The following is a 15773-nucleotide window of genomic DNA, read 5'->3' on the forward strand; positions in this document are numbered from 1 at the left end:
GGCGCTGAATTCAGCCTTTGCGCTCGCCCTGCCCGTTCGCGTCGCCCGCGCCGGGATCGCTAGCCGCCGCGCCCGCTACCCCGGACCCTTTCGACGCGCCAGGTGCGCCAACGGGCGTAACGCCCGCCTGCGCATGAGCACCACGCGCGAGCCGCCACGCGATCGCCGCGAGCGAACCGACTGCCAGTAGCAGCGCCGCCCACAACAGGTAGCGGCGCATCGCATCGGGATCCTTCGCGGACTGCGCCCTCGCGGCCTGCTCCGGTGACAGCGCATCACCCAGGCGCGCCGTCGCAGGGACTGCTGAGGCACCCATCAACAGCTCGTCGCGGGTCACCGCCGAGGACACCGTCGTCGCGCTACCCACCGCCAACGTGAACGGCGCGGTCCCACGCGCGACGAACGTCAGCGTCGCCGGACGCCAGCCCGCGGCAATGGTCAGTGTGCCGCTGCCGAGTCCACCGTTGCGCGGGTCGACCACCACGCGCCATTGACGATCCGTGTCGGGCGTCAATTCAAGCGAAGGATTGCTTTGCTCCACGTCGCCGTTGTGCAGGCGGAACAATGTCGCGCCCGCGACTTCGCGCCACGGCGTATCCAGCCCCGCTCGCGAATAGACGACCGCAGGCGCAACCGTATTCGGCTGAGGCAGATTCAGGCGCAACCGGTCGATGGGATACGGGCCGCCGGTGCTGAAGAAATACTCGCCGGGTTTCGGCCCCGCGTGCGCGACGATGCCTTCGCGCCACGTCCGCTCGGCGCGTTGCGCGGCGTCGGCGGCCAGCGCCTGTATCTCCATGTCCAACGACTCGACATACGGCGCGCCGTCGAGCCAGCGCAAACGCAGGTAACGCGCCCGCATGCCGTCCAGTTCGATCCGGTCCTGACTCAGCGTGCTGCCGTTGTAGCTGACCTTGAGAAGTTGCGCATCGCCGGCGGGTTGCCAGTGCCGCAAGTCGTCGCTCGCTTCGACCGTGACGCGCCCCTGGTAATTGTCGTCGCGCAGGTGCACGAGCAACGCGCTCACGCGGCTGGTACGCGACGCGCGTCCGAGGTCGATCAGGTCGGTGTCGTGTTGCGCGCGGGAGGGCGGAGCCGAGGTCGCGCGCAGCGAACCGTCGGCGGCGATCGTCACGCCGAGCGGCGCGCCGGAACTGCCGGAGGCCGCGGGCGGCAACGGAAACCAGCGCACCGGACGCAGCGTGGGCGGCGTGCGGGCAGGCTCGCGTGGCGCATCGAGTGAGTACGGCACGGGTTCGCCGGTGCCATTGAAGACGCGCACGTCGCCGAGATCGTGACGTTGGCTTGCCGCGTAGACAGTTGCCGGCAGCGTCACGCTGTAGTACGCGGCGCCCTCGTCGAGTTGCAGCGCAAAATGCTGCGCGAAGTCGTCGGCCGCGACCGCGGGCGCGGACGCCCACGTCGCCACGATCGCAAAACACCAGCCGGTCAATGTAAAGACACGCTTCATTGCTTAGTTTCCACGACCAGAGCCTTAGGCGGTAACGGCGAGAAGTAGCCGATCAGCAACAACATCAACCCGATGCCGATAAACGAAACGATCCGCTCGATTCCGGTCACGTGAGACAGGTCGAACAGGAACAGCTTGACCACGGTCACCGCCAGCAGCGCGCCGCCGATGAACCAGAAGATCCGGCTCGCGCGGCGCGTCGCCCAGATCATCATGGCAAGCGCGCACACGGTCCAGAATACCGATATTGACGCCTGCACGAGCATCGAGTGTGACATGGTCTCGAGCTGGTACGGCACTCCCGTCCAATGATGCAGCGTACGCAGCAGCATGGCGTTCAGCCAGAAGAATCCGGTCGCGCCGGCCGCCACCTGCAACGGCACGCGATATTCGCCGATCGGCACGCCTAGCCGGTGAATCCGCACGAGCCAGAACGCCGCCAGCGCGAATATCAGCGCCTGCACCAGGTCGAGCGGATTGAGCAACGGCAGACGCGCCCATGTGCCGCCGTCCTGCGTCAGGTTCGCAAAGAACGTCCATATCCACATCACCAGCACGAGCGGCGTCGAGGCGATCGCGCACAGCCGCACGATACTGTCGCGGCGCGCGAGCCACAACCCGGCAAAAGCAAACGCGCTCCAGCCGACCAGAAACACCTGCTGCAGACTGAACGACGCGAGCACCGCATCGACATCGTACGCCGCGTGAAAGTGATGATGCAGCGTGCGCAAAAGCAGCGCGTTGAACCATAGAAACAGCGTGGCGAGCACCAGGTAATCGAAGGCGCGCGGATGCCATTGCACACCCAATGCGCGTAGTCTGCGCAGCCATACCGCGCGGGCGACGAACACGAGGATCTGCGCGACGTCGAGCGGATTGAGGATCGGCAACCACACGAGCGGCGCGGCGCTGCCGTCGCTCGTCACGCTCGTGATACTCCACGCCCACAGCAGGACGGCGAGCGGCGCCGCGGCCCACACCTGATACGCCTGCATGAAGCGCGCGACCGGCCAGCGCAGACGATGGCCGGCGCCCGCCAGCAACAGCAGCAGCACACCGAAGCCATACGCCCACGCGCTCCAGCTCCACGCGCCTTCGGGCACGTAGGCCCGCAATGCCCAGTAGCCTTCGAGCGCGGCGAGCGCGCCGGCCGTCCAGAACATCAGCGTATGCAGCGGCGCGAGCAGGATATCGCTGACGTCGCGCTGCTGACGCCACAACAACGCATACGCCGAGAGCGCTGCGAGCGCGCAGACCAGCCAGCCGTAGCCGCTCACGGGCGCCATGCCCAACGTGAAAAGCTCCGCGGTCAGCAGCGCGAGGACCGGCACGAGCGCCAGCGCCGGCAATCCGGCAAGCGGCCAGCGCAGCGTGCGGCGCGCGCCGTGAGCGAGCCACGCCGTCAGCACGGCGAAGAGTGCGACGGCCGCGGTGTCGAAGCGGGCGTGGCCGTAGCCAGGATGAGCGCTCGTGTACGCATGGATTTCGTACAGGCCACCGAAGGTCCACCACAACAAACCCCACACGCTGGCGACGAGACCGATCTGCGGCATCCACAGGTGCCACTCGCCTGCTTCGCTGCGGCCGTGCAAACGCCATCCCGTGAAGATGCCCGCGAGCGCGATCAGCACGGACGCGATATAGGCGCCGTTCAGGACCGGCCAGACGCTCGCGTCGGAGCTCTGCGTGATCGTGCCGATCGCGTAGGCGCCCGCCGCCGCCAGTTGCAACAGCAGGCCGAAGCCAAACGCGCTCAGGCGCCGCTGACGCACGGCGAGCCAGGTGATCGCCGCGCCTTCGATGGCCCAGGTCGCGCTCGTCGTCGGTCCGGTGAATGCGAGCGGCACGGCGAGCGTGGCGAAGATCACCGCCAGCGCGAGCATCGCCTCGAACATCATGCCGAGGCGTTCGCGGCGCCGCGAGAGCCAGCCCGCGATCGCAAGATAGAACGCGGCCAGCGCCACCGCGCTCCACGCCAGGCCGAATTCGGTGTTCTTCATCAGCGCGGCTTGCAGGCCGATCGCCACCAGCGGCGTGCCGAACACCAGCGTGCCGTCGACGTAATGCTTGAGCGCGATTTCGCGCCGTACCGCGTAGAGCAGCGCGATGCCGACGTACATCAGGAAAAACAGAATCAGGAACGGCCCGGTGCTCGCGAGCAGCTCGGGGCGGTAGGCCATCACGCCCCACGCGGCGCCGATCGAAAACGTGAATACGAAGCCGAGCAGATTCAACGGGCGCCACGCCTTGAACCAGGCGATCGCGAAGATGCCCGCGTTGAGCAGCGCGTAGTAGCTGAACAGCATCACATGACTGCCGCCGCCCGTCGACAGCAACACCGGCGCGAGAAAACCGCCCGCGCTGCCCATGAAGGCCAGCGACGAAGCGTTCTGCCGCACCGCCAGAAACGCGCTGAGCGCGCAGATCGCGACCATCAGCGGCAAGGCTGCGCCCGCCGGTAGCAAGTGGTAAAGCCTCGTGGCCGCGAACACGGTCAGATACAGCGCGCCGACGCCGCCGCCTTGCAGGATCAGACCGTACGCACCGCGTCGCACGCCGATACGCCAGCCGAGCACGAGCAAGGCCGTCGCGGCGAGCGCTACACCGGCGAGGCGGAATTCGATCGGCAGCAGGCTGTTGTCGGCCGCGTATTTGAGCAGGAAGGCAATGCCGAAAAACAGCACGATGATGCCGACGCGCACGACCGTGTTGCCACCTAGAAGCCAGTCGCGGCCCGCTTTGAAGAGACGTTCGGCGAGACCGGGGCCACGCGGGGGCGCGGGTGGTGAAGGTGGTACGGGAGGCAGCGGCGCTGACGTTGTCGGCTGGTCTGAAACCAGCGGTGCGGTCGACGTGGCCGGTGTGGCGCCTGGTGCGCCTGGTGCCCCTCGCGTGCTTGGAGTGCCGGGTGCGCCGGCTGTGCGCGCCGCACTCTGGGAGCCCGGCACGCTGGCTTCGGCGCTTGTCGGTGAGCGCGCGGCAGCGAGTTGCATCGTCAGCACCGCAGGCTGCGAACGTGCCGTCTGCTCATTTGCAGGCGGGATCGCGTAAGGACTCGACGCGGCGTCCGCCGGCCGCGGCTTGAACGCCGCACTATCGGCGGCCTGCGTAGTGGTATCCGTAGCGCCCTCGACGCCGCCCGCACGCAACTGACGAATCTCGCCGCGCAACACGACGATCTCGCGTTCGAGCCGCTCGACGCGCGCCGCCAGTTCACCCGGAGAATTCCAGCTATCACTCGCGGCCGCTTTGGCAGCAGATTCCGTCGCGGCACCCGACGACTTCTTTTGCAGCAAACGCGAAAACGCGAAACCGGCCACGGCGCCCAGCAGTGCACCGAGGCTGATCGAAAAATCGTTCGATAAGGCGGCCAGCATGCCGACCACCGCGCCAAGCACGGTCAATATCACGCTCATCGCACCCCCACCTTTTTATTGTGTTCTGTAGCGAGATCTGTTTGGTCACGCACGGATCAATCCGCGAGTACTACGTCAACGATACGGCGAAAATCGGCGCGCAGAATACCATGCAAATCGCGCTTTCGAGCCAACAACGCGGTGAATAGCGAATATGCAACGATGCTTAATGATTTTTCCTACGACATTCCGCCATTGATACCCAGCGAATTGATTCCCGCAGCCGCGCAAGCCGCGCTAGCGAATACCCCGATTAATTCAGCGGGCGAATTAGCAAACTGTGGCAATGGCCATTACCGGAAAGCATCTCATACGGGTAACGCTCGGCCTGCGTGAGGTCGTCAATATAGACTCGCACCGCCGGCTGCTCACGACGAGCGGCCAACCATGTCAAAATTCGGCACCGGCCATCGGGCCATCCATCTCTCACATTTCATCCAAGGAAGTTGCAGTGGACATCAACAAACAGGTCGCGGCCCTCACCGCTTCGGAACTCCAGACGGCCGGCGCGAGCCAGGCCACGGCGATTGCGGTTAGCGTGCTGCTGCGTCATCTGCGCTCGCCTGAGCTGGCGAAGCTGTTGTCGTCGGCGTTCGAAAACCATCAGGCGGTCATGCTGCAAACGCCGTGGCCCGAGCCGATGCTGCAGGCGTTCGAATCGACCCGCCGCTTTCTCGAAGGCGCCGCGCAAGCGGACCTGCCGGGCACGCAAGCGCCTGCGCAAACGCCGGACGCCTGAGCCCGGCCAGACCGCGCCGCCGGTAGCGCCGAAAAACGGAACCCTGTCAGTCCACGGATTCAACGGGGTTTTCTTCTGCGAATAGACGGTGCGAAGGAGAAGGTCGAACGCCTACACCCTTCAGGACGACGCTGCGAGAATTGTGCCGAACCACGTGCGCAGCGCCGATATCTCCTCCCCGCACACTGAATGCGGCATCGGATACGCGCTCCAGTCGACCTTGCAACCTCGCGTGATCGCAAAGTCGCGCGCGGCCTCGCCTAACTGGATCGGCAACACGTCGTCGTACATGCCATGCGCGGCAAAGATCGGCGTGCCACGGTTCGCAGCGCTCAAGCGGCTGTCGATAAAGCCCGGCGACGGCACATAACCCGACAGCACGATCAAGCCGGCAAGTGTCTCAGCGTGCGTCAGCCCCGCTGAATAGGTCATCGCCGCGCCTTGCGAAAAACCCGCGAGAAAGATGTTCGAAGTCGGAATGCCGCGCCGGTTCTGCGCTTCGATCAATTGCCGCACGGTTGCGCAAGACAATTCGATACCCGCTTCGTCGACTTGCTCATTGATGCTCTGAAACGACCGGATGTCATACCACGCGCGCATCACATAGCCGTTATTTGCGGTAACGGCAATCTCCGGCGCATTGGGAAACACGAAGCGTACGGCGGGCGCATCGGCGAGACGCAGTTCGGGCACGAGCGACACGAAGTCGTTGGCGTCGGCGCCGAGACCGTGCATCAGGATCACGGCGAACCTGGGATTCGGCGCACTTTCAATTTCGATGGTGGACGGTTGCTCGTTCATGTATCGCGATTACTCGGTTTCAGAAAACGTTCAGAGGATCGGAATGAGTACAGGGAGGATATACCGCCAAGTTAGACAAGGTACACCAGTCATCTCGATTGTCATCGGGCCCAGTCATCAAAGTACGGCGCGAGCACGGCTCGCCTCCTGTTTCTTCCAAAGCGCCGTGATCCTCCGGTTGTCAATTGCAGGCCGTTCGATTCAAAGCCTGTCTCCTCCCGCCTCCGCCCGCGACCGCGACCGCGCCCGCCCGCGTCCCGCCGCGCTCCGCGCCGGCGCCACGACCTCAGCGAGCAGTTCCTCGTGCAGCGCTCGCAAGACCTCGACGAACGCCGACGCCAGCCGCTCTCGCGGCCTGTGCGGAGGAAACAGCAGATAGGTCTGAAAGCGCGTGGCCGGCAGGAATGGGCGAATCGCGATTTCCGGCCCGGCGAAGTCGCGCGCGACGATCGGATGCGCGAGCGTTACGCCCATGCCGTGACGAACCATCTCGCAGCACATCGCGGTGTATTGCGCCTCGATCGCCATGACACGCTGCACGCCCGCGCGCTGGAACACCTCGTCCATCAAGGCGCGCGTGCCGTCGCCATGACACAGCGAGATGAACGACTCGCCCTCCAGATCCTCCGGCTTGATGCTGCGCTTCGCCGCCAGCCGATGCGCCGCCGGCATCACGCACACGGCAGCCACGTCCGCCAGTTGTTCGACCTCGCAATCGGACGCCTCGCTGACATACACCGCGACGCCGAGATCGCAAAACTGCGACGCCGTCCAATGATTGACCGTGCCCGACGTATTCACGTGCAGCGACACGGTGACATCCGGAAACAGTTCAACAAACCGCTTGATGGCATGCGGCACCAGCGTCATGCCCGCGGAGGGCATCGCCGCGATGCGCAGACGCCCGCTGCCGAGATTGCGAATCTGCGCCGCGGCGTTCGCCAACCCCTGCAAGCCGACAAACGCGCGTTCGACTTCGCGAAAGAACGCTTCGCCCTCGCTCGTCGGAATCAGCCGCACGCCGCTGCGCTGAAAAAGTTGCAGCCCCGTGTCGCGTTCGAGTTGCGCGATCAGACGGCTCACGTTCGGCTGCGACGTGAAGAGCGCCTTGGCCGCGGCGGTCATCGACCCCGACACCATCACCGCGCGGAACGCCTCGATGTGCTTGAGATTCATCCGTATTCTCCCTTAGACGACGTCCTGCAACCCATATCATCCATGCATAGATAGGTATTTTATTCGTATTGGACGACATGACCAGCCGGCGCGACACTGCATTCCAACGACGGGCAGCGAAGCCCGCCTCCCCACACCGGAACTGGAGATCGTCGTCATGAGAAGAGCGTTGCATCGCCGCCTGTCCGCCCCGTCCCACCCTGCCTTCGCGGCGCTTTTATGCGCTTGCGCCCTTGCCGCTCCGCTCTTCGCGCAGGCCGAAACGACGCTCTATGTCGCCAACGTCGGCGGCTCGAACGAGCAGCTCTACCGGCAGAAAATCATTCCACCGTTCGAGAAGGCGCATAACGTCAAGATCGTCTACGTGGCGGGCAATTCGAGCGATACGCTCGCCAAGCTGCAAGCGCAGAAAGGCCATCAGCAGATCAACGTCGCGGTCATGGACGATGGTCCCATGTACCAGGCGATGCAGCTGAACCTGTGCGCGAAGCTCGACGACGCGCCCGTGATGAAAGACGTGTACCCGCTCGCGAAGCTGGGGCCGAGCGCGATCGGCGTCGGCATGGTGGCGACGGGCATCGGCTATAACGAGGAGGCCTTCAAAAAGGCCGGCCTGCCGCCGCCCGACTCGTGGAAGGCGCTCACCGACAGCCGCATCAAGGGCAAACTCGGCGTGCCGCCGATCACCAATACCTATGGTCTGCATACGCTCGTGATGCTCGCGCGTCTGTCCGGCGGCGGCGAGAAGAACATCGATCCCGGCTTCACCGCGATGACCCAAAAAGTCGCGCCGAACGTGCTGTCCTGGGCGCCGACGCCCGGCGAGATGGACGGCCAGATGCAGTCCGGCGACGTGATCCTCGCGCCCTACGGCAGCGGCCGCGCGGTCGCCTTGCAGAACACCGGCTTCCCGCTCAAGTTCATCTACCCGAAGGAAGGCGCGGTCGCGTTGCAGGTGGCGGCCTGCGCGATCGCGGAGAACGCGCAGCCGCAGTTGTCGCAGCAGTTCGTGCAGTACCTGTTGAGCCCGGAAGTGCAGGCACTGCAGGCGCAAGGCATCGGTCTGGGTCCGGTCAACAGGACCGTCAAGCTCACGCCTGAGATCGCCGCGCGCGTGCCCTACGGTCCCGAGCAGATCTCGAAGCTGACCGCAATGGACTGGGCCACGATCAACCAGCATCGGACCGAATGGACCGAGCGCTGGAACCGTTCGGTCGAACGCTGAAGTGCGGCACCAGCAGGTTCCTCGCGCGGCGCGCGATCTGATGAAGGAGCGAGGCGCATGGCCTTCCTGACTCTGCAAGGCATCTCGAAACGCTATGGCGATTTCACGGCGGTCGATCGACTCGATCTGGCCGTCGAACGCGGCGAACTGCTGTCGCTGCTCGGCCCCTCCGGCTGCGGCAAGACCACCACGCTGCAAATGGTCGCGGGCTTCATCACGCCGACGACGGGCCGCATTCTGCTCGATGGCCGCGACATCACCAACGAGCGTCCCGAGAAGCGCGGCATCGGCGTGGTCTTTCAGAGCTATGCGCTGTTTCCGCACATGACGGTGGCGGGCAACGTCGGCTTCGGACTGGAGATGCGCAAGGTCAGGCGCAAGGAGCGCGATGAGCGCGTCGCCGAAGCGCTCTCGCTCGTGCGTCTGAAGGGCCTCGGCCACCGCTATCCGAAGGAACTGTCGGGCGGCCAGCGTCAGCGTGTGGCGATTGCGCGCGCCATCGCGATGCAGCCGGAACTGCTGCTGCTCGACGAACCGATGTCCAACCTCGACGCCAAGCTGCGCGAGGAGATGCACATCGAATTGCGCGCGATCCAGAAGCGCCTCGGCATCACGACGATTCTCGTCACGCACGATCAGGTTGAAGCGATGACCATGAGCGACCGCATCGCGGTGATGCATCGCGGCGCCATTGCGCAGCTCAGCACGCCGTATGACGCGTACGAGCGTCCCGCCACGCCGTTTGCATCGACGTTTCTCGGGCGCACCAACGCGTTTTCTGGCGAAGTGCTGCGCCGCAACCCGCGCTGCGCGGAAATCGACGTGGCGGGCACGACGCTGCATGTGCCGCACGAAGGCCGTCACGTCGACGGCACGGTGAACGTCTATATCCGCCCGGAAAAGGTTCATCTGGCCAATGGCGATGCGCGCGTGCGCGGCCGCATCGCGACGCGTGTCTTCGTCGGCAATCAATGGCTGCTCGAAGTCGACACCGAACTCGGCAAGTTGCGCGTCGCGCAACCGAACCATGGCGCGCCGCCGCCCGGGGAAGGCCACGAAGTCGGTCTCGCGTGGACCGACGACGACCTGCGCGTGCTCACGCAAGACAATCCGGAGAGCGCTCATGGCCACGCTTGACGACGCCCGTCCCGGCGCCGCGCCGTGGCTGCTGTCGGGGCCCGCGCTGCTGCTGTTCGTCGGCTTGTTGCTGGTGCCGCTGCTGCTCACGCTGATGCTGTCGTTCCGCGTCTTCAGCGATACGGCGGGCGTCACCGCCGGCTATACGCTCGCGAACTACTGGGAAGTCGTCAGCGACCCGTACTACGGCACGATTTTTTTGCGCACCGCCGGCCTCGCCTTCGCCGTCACGCTGCTGTCCATCGTGCTCGGCGTGCCGGAGACCATCGTGCTCGCGCGCATGAAGCGTCCGTGGCAGTCGCTGTGTCTGCTGATCGTGCTCGGCCCGCTGCTCATCTCCGTAGTGGTGCGCACGCTCGGCTGGCAGATTCTGCTCGGCAACAACGGCGTGCTGAACAACCTGCTCCAGACCCTGCACGTCACCGACGAACCCATCCGCCTCGTCTTCACGATGACCGGCATGATCATCGCGCTCACGCACGTGCTGGTGCCCTTCATGGTGATGTCGGTCTGGGCGACCATGCAGAAGCTCGATCCGCAAGTCGAATGGGCCGGCCGCTCGCTCGGCGGCTCGCCGTTCGCGGTGTTCCGCCGCGTGGTGCTGCCGCAGATCATGCCGGGGGTGCTGTCGGGCTCGATCATCGTGTTCGCGTTGTCGGCATCGGCGTTCGCCACGCCGGCATTGATCGGCGGCCGGCGCCTCAAGGTGGTCGCCACCGCCGCCTACGACGAGTTCCTCGGCACGCTCAACTGGCCGCTCGGCGCAAGCATCGCCGTGCTGCTGCTGATCGCCAACGTGGCGATCGTGATGGGCTGCAGCCGCCTCGCCGAGCGCCGCTTCCAGCACATCTTCGATTGAGCGGGAGACAGCGATCATGAAACAGAACGGCATTCTCGGGCTCCTCTACAACGCGTTCTTTCTGACCTTCATCCTCGCGCCGCTCGCGGTGGTGATGCTGGTGGCTTTCACCGACAAGGGCTTCATCTCGATGCCGTTCGATGGCGCGTCGCTGCGCTGGTTCCGCGCGATCATCGAGAACGGCGACATCGTGGCGGCCTTCTGGCTGTCGGTGCGGCTCGCGTTCGCGGCGGCGAGCATCGGCGTGCTGCTCGCGGTGCCCGCCGCGCTGGCGATCGCGCGCTATCGCTTCCCGGGCCGCGCCGCGCTCACGAGCTTCTTCCTTTCGCCGATGATGATTCCCGCAGTCGTGCTCGGCATCGCGTTCCTGCGCTTTCTCTCGCTGCTGCATCTGTCGGGATCGTTCTGGTCGCTGGTCTGCGCGCACGTCATCATCGTGCTGCCGTATGCGTTGCGGCTCGCGCTGTCGTCGGCCGTCGGGCTCGACCGCGATGCCGAACGCGCCGCGCTCTCCTGTGGCGCGAGCCGCTTCACCGCGTTTCGCCGCGTGGTCCTGCCGATGATCCGCACCGGCGTGGCGGGCGGCTGGGTGCTCTCGTTCATCCAGAGTTTCGACGAACTGACCATGACCATCTTCGTCGCGACGCCCGGCACGACCACGCTGCCCGTTGCCATGTACAACCAGATCGCGCAGACGATCGATCCGCTGGTCGCTTCGGTGTCGGCGGTGCTGATCGTCGGCACGGTCCTTCTGATGATCCTGCTCGACCGCATGGTCGGACTGGATCGCATTCTGATCGGAGAAACCCGATGACATTGACTAGTAGCGCCCGCCCCGGCGTCCCTGCGGATGTGGTGGTTGTGGGCGGCGGCCTCGTCGGTTCGGCCGTGGCCTACGGCCTTGCCCGCGAAGGCGCGCGCGTGACCGTGCTCGACGAGGACGACGGCGGCTTTCGCGCGTCGCGCGGCAATTTCGGCCTCGTCTGGATTCAGGGCAAGGGCTATGGCCTGTCGCCTTATGCACGCTGGTCGCGCAGTTCGGCCACGCGCTGGCCGGGACTCGCCGAAGCGCTGCTGAAGGAAACGGGCGTGGACGTGGCGTTGCGTCAACCCGGCGGCTTTCACTTCTGCTTCAACGACAACGAACTCGCTGAACGCGACAAGCGCCTCTCGACGCTGCAAGCCGAACTGGGCGATTACCCGTATCAGATGCTCGACGCCGCCGAAGTCCGCGCGCGCATTCCGCAAATCGGGCCCGCGGTGATCGGCGCGAGCTATTCGCCGATGGACGGTCACGTGAATCCGCTCAAGCTCCTGCGCGGCCTGCATACCGCCATGCAGGCGCGAGGCGTGCGGCTCGTGTCGGGCGAACGCGCGGAGCGCATCGAACCGCAAGCGCAGGGCTTCGTCGTGCACGGAAAGCGCGGGACCTATCGCGCGGCGCGGGTCGTGCTCGCCGCGGGCCTCGGCAATCGCGCGCTCGCGCCGTTCGTCGGGCTCGACGCGCCGGTCGCGCCCAATCGCGGACAGGTGCTGGTGAGCGAGCGTGTCGCGCGGTTTCTCGACTATCCGACGCTCAACGTGCGCCAGACAGACGAGGGCAGCGTGCAGTTCGGCGATTCAATGGAAGAAGTCGGCTTCAACGATTTCACCACCACGCACGTGCTTGCCGACATCGCCCGGCGCGGCGTTCGTGCGTTCCCGATGTTGCAGCACGTGCGGCTCGTGCGCATGTGGGCCGCGTTGCGTGTCTATAGCCCCGACGGTTTTCCGATCTACGACCACTCCGAGGCGCACCCCGGCGCGTTCGTCGTCACCTGCCATAGCGGCGTGACGCTGGCGGCCGCGCATGCGCTGCGCGTCGCGCCGTGGATCATGGGCGCGCCGATGCCCGAGGAACTGCCCCACTTCTCCGCGCGCCGCTTCGAGCACGCCGGAGAACTGACTCCCGCTCATTGAATTCGACATGACTACTCAATCGACTCACACGCTTTTCAAGCCGCTGCCGGGCGTGCAAGGCGCGGCCGCCACGAACGTCGCCATCTGGTTCAACGATCAGCCGCTGTCCGTGCCGGGCGGCTGCTCGGTAGCGGCGGCCCTGCTCGCCGCAGGCGTGTCGCGGTTTCGTGCGACGCCTGTATCCGGCGCACCGCGCGGGCCTTTCTGCATGATGGGCGCGTGCTTCGAATGCCTCGTCGAGATCGACGGCATGCCGAGCCGCCAGGCCTGCATGGTCGAAGTCAAAGCCGGCATGCAAATCCGCTCGCAGGAAGGCGCGCGCGATCTGCCGCACTTCGGCGCGAGTGCCACGACCGACGCACCGCTGGAGAACGCCCATGACCGCTGATTTCGCATCCGATTTCGCTTCCGAAGCCGTCGACGTCGTCGTGGTCGGCGCCGGTCCCGCCGGCATGAGCGCGGCGACGCGCGCGGCGCGCGCCGGCCTCACGACCGTGCTGATCGACGAACAGGACGCCGTGGGCGGCCAGATCTATCGCGCCATCGGCCGCGCCGATGCGCGCCGCAAGGAGATTCTCGGGCCGGACTACGCGGCGGGTGCGGCTGTCGCCGAAGCGTTCGCCGCCTCCGGTGCGCGCCACCTGACGAACGCGAGCGTGTGGCAGGTTACTCGCGAGCGCGGCGTCAATTATCTGCAGGGCGGCAAGATCGGCAGCTTCGACGCGCAACGCGTGATTCTCGCCAGCGGCGCGCTGGAGCGGCCCTTTCCGATTCCCGGCTGGACGCTGCCCGGCGTGCTGACAGCGGGCGCGGCGCAGATCCTGTTGAAGAGCGCGGGCGAAGTGCCCGCCGCGCCGCCGGTGCTCGCGGGCTGCGGACCGCTGCTGTATCTGCTCGGCTGGCAATACGTGCGCGCCGGCGTGCCGATCCGCGCGCTGGTCGACACCACGCGCCACGAAGACCGCTGGCGCGCCAAGCGTCACATGCTGGCGGCGCTGCGCGCGTGGCCGTTCCTCAGCAAAGGCTTGCAACTGATCCGCACACTGCGCGAAGCGAACGTGCCGATCTTCGAGGCAGCCGACGATCTGCGCGTGGAAGCACGGATCGGCACGGATCATATCGAGCGCGCCGCCGCGCTTCACTTCACTACCCAAGGCACGGCGCATCGTCTCGAAGCCGATGTGATCCTGCTGCATCAGGGCGTCGTGCCGAACACGCAATTCACGCAAGCGCTGCGCGCCTCGCACCGCTGGGACGACGCACAACTGTGCTTCACGCCGAAAGTCGATGCGTGGGGCGAACTGGAGGTGCCCGGCATCTTTGTCGCGGGCGATGGCGCGGGCATCGGCGGCGCGCAGGCGGCAGCGTTGCAGGGCACGCTCGCGGGTCTCGCGGCGGCTGCGCAGCTCGGCGCGATCACGTCCGGGTCGCGCGATGCCGAAGCTCTCGCGCATCGCCGCGCGCTCGCGGGCGTCATGCGCATCCGGCCTTTTCTCGACAGCCTGTATCGTCCGCGCGACATCAACCGCATTCCGCGCGACGAGACCGTCGTCTGCCGTTGCGAGGAAGTCACCGCGGGCGAGTTGCGCAAGTTCGTCGAGCTCGGCTGCGTCGGACCGAATCAGGCAAAGTCGTTCGGACGCTGCGGCATGGGTCCGTGTCAGGGACGCATGTGCGGCCTCACGGTGACGGAAGTGATCGCCGATGCGCGCCGCGTCTCGCCCGCCGAAGTCGGCTATTACCGCATCCGTCCGCCGATCAAGCCGCTCACGCTCGGAGAACTCGCCGGTGAGTGACCCGACCGACATCCAGGAAGCCGATGTGCTCGTGGTCGGCGGCGGCCTGCATGGCACGAGCAGCGCGTTCCACCTGGCGCGGTGCGGCGTGAAGGTGATCGTGCTCGAAGCCGATTATGTCGCGCGTCATTCGTCGGGCGTGAACGCGGGCGGCGTGCGCACGCTGGGCCGTCCGTTGCCTGAAATTCCGCTCGCGCTGATGTCGCGGGAAATCTGGCACGGCATGAGCGAGCTGCTCGGCGAGAATGGCGGCTTCGTTGCTTCCGGTCAGTTGAAGATCGCCGAAACGGATGACGAACTCGAAGCGTGCCGCCAGCGGGTCGCGCTGCTCGAATCGCATGGATTCACGCACGAGAAGGTGATCGACCGCGAAACCGTGCTCGAACTCGAACCGGCGCTGGCGCGGCATGTCACGGGCGGCATCTGGGTCGAGCGCGACGGTTACGCGCTGCCTTATCGAACCACGACGGCGTTCCGGCTCGCCGCGCAGCGGCTCGGCGCGCGTTTTCTGGAAGGTACGCCGGTGCGTCGTATCGAGCAGCGCGGCACCAGATGGTTCGCCGTCACGCCGCATGGCACGTTCAGCGCGAACCAGCTGCTCGTCACCGCGGGCGCATGGTCCGGCGAATTGGCGAAACAGGTCGGCGAGCCGGTGCCGGTGCATGCCGAAGGTTTGATGCTGATGGTCACGCAGCGCGTCGCGCCCTTCTGCCACGCGACGCTCGGCGCAACGGGCCGGCCGTTGTCCTTCAAGCAGTTCGACAACGGCACCGTAGTAATCGGCGGCAAACTGATCGGCATCGCGGATCTGGCGAACCGTCACGGCGAAGTCGACTTCGCCCGCCTCGTGCGCAGTGCACGGACCGTGACCGATCTGTTTCCTCATCTGCGCAATCTCGGCGTGAACCGCGCTTGGGCCGGTGTCGAAGCTTTTACGGAAGATGAGCTGCCGGTGATTTCAGCGAGCCGCCAGGCGTCGAATCTGTATTACTCGTTCGGCTATTGCGGCAGCGGCTTTCAGCTCGGGCCGGGTTGCGGCAAGCTCGTGTCCGAACTGATGCTGGACGGCGCGCCGTCCATTTCGCTCGATGCGTTTGCCGTCGATCGCTTTGGCCGCGACGCGGCGGCTTCCCGCACGGGCGCTTCGCATCTCGTGACGCACTAACCGGTTTTATTTTTTTGCTCCGTCGCGCC

Annotated in this window: 13 protein-coding genes; 9 read left to right on the forward strand and 4 right to left on the reverse strand. The window is 65.9% G+C overall.

All coding sequences use genetic code 11. The annotated features are described in order from the left end of the window. Positions 1-10 precede the first annotated feature (10 nt). A complete protein-coding gene (locus ACQKRQ_RS15185) occupies positions 11-1471 on the reverse strand; it encodes a DUF3999 domain-containing protein (RefSeq protein ID WP_427477883.1) in 1461 nt (486 codons plus the stop codon). Continuing rightward, the gene (locus tag ACQKRQ_RS15190) at positions 1468-4887 is read right to left on the reverse strand and encodes a DUF2339 domain-containing protein (protein WP_427477885.1); all 3420 of its coding nucleotides are present in this window, start codon (positions 4885-4887) and stop codon (positions 1468-1470) included. The genes ACQKRQ_RS15185 and ACQKRQ_RS15190 overlap by 4 nt, the downstream gene beginning before the upstream one ends. Before the next feature lie 451 nt (positions 4888-5338). On the opposite strand from ACQKRQ_RS15190, the gene ACQKRQ_RS15195 reads away from it, so the two are divergent. Beyond that, positions 5339-5626: a hypothetical protein gene (locus tag ACQKRQ_RS15195; RefSeq protein ID WP_106283485.1), complete on the forward strand. Its 288-nt coding sequence runs from the start codon at positions 5339-5341 to the stop codon at positions 5624-5626. 120 nt (positions 5627-5746) lie between these two features. Here ACQKRQ_RS15195 and ACQKRQ_RS15200 read toward each other — a convergent pair whose 3' ends face one another. Together ACQKRQ_RS15200 and ACQKRQ_RS15205 are read right to left on the reverse strand one after the other, a co-directional pair. Further along, on the reverse strand, positions 5747-6427 hold the full coding sequence (locus tag ACQKRQ_RS15200; protein ID WP_427477887.1) for an alpha/beta hydrolase: 681 nt from the start codon (positions 6425-6427) through the stop codon (positions 5747-5749). A 201-nt stretch (positions 6428-6628) separates the two neighbouring features. Next, positions 6629-7603, reverse strand: a complete 975-nt coding sequence (locus ACQKRQ_RS15205) for a LysR substrate-binding domain-containing protein (protein ID WP_427477889.1) — start codon at positions 7601-7603, stop codon at positions 6629-6631. A 157-nt stretch (positions 7604-7760) separates the two neighbouring features. Between ACQKRQ_RS15205 and ACQKRQ_RS15210 the strand changes: the two genes are divergently transcribed. From ACQKRQ_RS15210 to ACQKRQ_RS15245, 8 genes are read left to right on the forward strand one after another with little or no spacing between them, the layout of a single operon-like run. Next, entirely contained in the window at positions 7761-8828 is a 1068-nt protein-coding gene (locus ACQKRQ_RS15210; RefSeq protein WP_427477891.1) for an ABC transporter substrate-binding protein, read from the forward strand. A gap of 57 nt (positions 8829-8885) precedes the next feature. After that, complete coding sequence (locus ACQKRQ_RS15215) at positions 8886-9965, forward strand: ABC transporter ATP-binding protein (protein ID WP_427477893.1); 1080 nt, start codon at positions 8886-8888, stop codon at positions 9963-9965. Then, the gene (locus tag ACQKRQ_RS15220; protein ID WP_427477895.1) at positions 9952-10824 is read left to right on the forward strand and encodes an ABC transporter permease; all 873 of its coding nucleotides are present in this window, start codon (positions 9952-9954) and stop codon (positions 10822-10824) included. The genes ACQKRQ_RS15215 and ACQKRQ_RS15220 overlap by 14 nt, the downstream gene beginning before the upstream one ends. Positions 10825-10840: 16 nt before the next feature. Further along, complete coding sequence (locus ACQKRQ_RS15225) at positions 10841-11638, forward strand: ABC transporter permease (RefSeq protein ID WP_427477897.1); 798 nt, start codon at positions 10841-10843, stop codon at positions 11636-11638. Continuing rightward, positions 11635-12783: an NAD(P)/FAD-dependent oxidoreductase gene (locus ACQKRQ_RS15230; protein ID WP_427477898.1), complete on the forward strand. Its 1149-nt coding sequence runs from the start codon at positions 11635-11637 to the stop codon at positions 12781-12783. Before ACQKRQ_RS15225 ends, ACQKRQ_RS15230 begins: the two co-directional genes overlap by 4 nt. 7 nt (positions 12784-12790) lie before the next feature. Continuing rightward, on the forward strand, positions 12791-13171 hold the full coding sequence (locus ACQKRQ_RS15235) for a (2Fe-2S)-binding protein (RefSeq protein WP_427477899.1): 381 nt from the start codon (positions 12791-12793) through the stop codon (positions 13169-13171). Further along, positions 13161-14579: an FAD-dependent oxidoreductase gene (locus tag ACQKRQ_RS15240; protein ID WP_427477901.1), complete on the forward strand. Its 1419-nt coding sequence runs from the start codon at positions 13161-13163 to the stop codon at positions 14577-14579. Before ACQKRQ_RS15235 ends, ACQKRQ_RS15240 begins: the two co-directional genes overlap by 11 nt. Then, positions 14572-15744 (forward strand): NAD(P)/FAD-dependent oxidoreductase, encoded by a 1173-nt coding sequence (locus ACQKRQ_RS15245; RefSeq protein WP_427477903.1) that lies wholly within the window; start codon positions 14572-14574, stop codon positions 15742-15744. The genes ACQKRQ_RS15240 and ACQKRQ_RS15245 overlap by 8 nt, the downstream gene beginning before the upstream one ends. Positions 15745-15773: the final 29 nt, after the last annotated feature.

The sequence above is a fragment of the Paraburkholderia sp. NPDC080076 genome (assembly GCF_050281145.1).
Lineage (GTDB): Bacteria > Pseudomonadota > Gammaproteobacteria > Burkholderiales > Burkholderiaceae > Paraburkholderia.

What these genes read in the sequence shown, in the direction of transcription:
- ACQKRQ_RS15185 (WP_427477883.1), bottom strand. Translation starts at nt 1,471, where the DNA reads ATGAAGCGTGTCTTTACATTGACCGGCTGGTGTTTTGCGATCGTGGCG.
- ACQKRQ_RS15190 (WP_427477885.1), bottom strand. Translation starts at nt 4,887, where the DNA reads ATGAGCGTGATATTGACCGTGCTTGGCGCGGTGGTCGGCATGCTGGCC.
- ACQKRQ_RS15200 (WP_427477887.1), bottom strand. Translation starts at nt 6,427, where the DNA reads ATGAACGAGCAACCGTCCACCATCGAAATTGAAAGTGCGCCGAATCCC.
- ACQKRQ_RS15205 (WP_427477889.1), bottom strand. Translation starts at nt 7,603, where the DNA reads ATGAATCTCAAGCACATCGAGGCGTTCCGCGCGGTGATGGTGTCGGGG.
- ACQKRQ_RS15210 (WP_427477891.1), top strand. Translation starts at nt 7,761, where the DNA reads ATGAGAAGAGCGTTGCATCGCCGCCTGTCCGCCCCGTCCCACCCTGCC.
- ACQKRQ_RS15215 (WP_427477893.1), top strand. Translation starts at nt 8,886, where the DNA reads ATGGCCTTCCTGACTCTGCAAGGCATCTCGAAACGCTATGGCGATTTC.
- ACQKRQ_RS15220 (WP_427477895.1), top strand. Translation starts at nt 9,952, where the DNA reads ATGGCCACGCTTGACGACGCCCGTCCCGGCGCCGCGCCGTGGCTGCTG.
- ACQKRQ_RS15225 (WP_427477897.1), top strand. Translation starts at nt 10,841, where the DNA reads ATGAAACAGAACGGCATTCTCGGGCTCCTCTACAACGCGTTCTTTCTG.
- ACQKRQ_RS15230 (WP_427477898.1), top strand. Translation starts at nt 11,635, where the DNA reads ATGACATTGACTAGTAGCGCCCGCCCCGGCGTCCCTGCGGATGTGGTG.
- ACQKRQ_RS15235 (WP_427477899.1), top strand. Translation starts at nt 12,791, where the DNA reads ATGACTACTCAATCGACTCACACGCTTTTCAAGCCGCTGCCGGGCGTG.
- ACQKRQ_RS15240 (WP_427477901.1), top strand. Translation starts at nt 13,161, where the DNA reads ATGACCGCTGATTTCGCATCCGATTTCGCTTCCGAAGCCGTCGACGTC.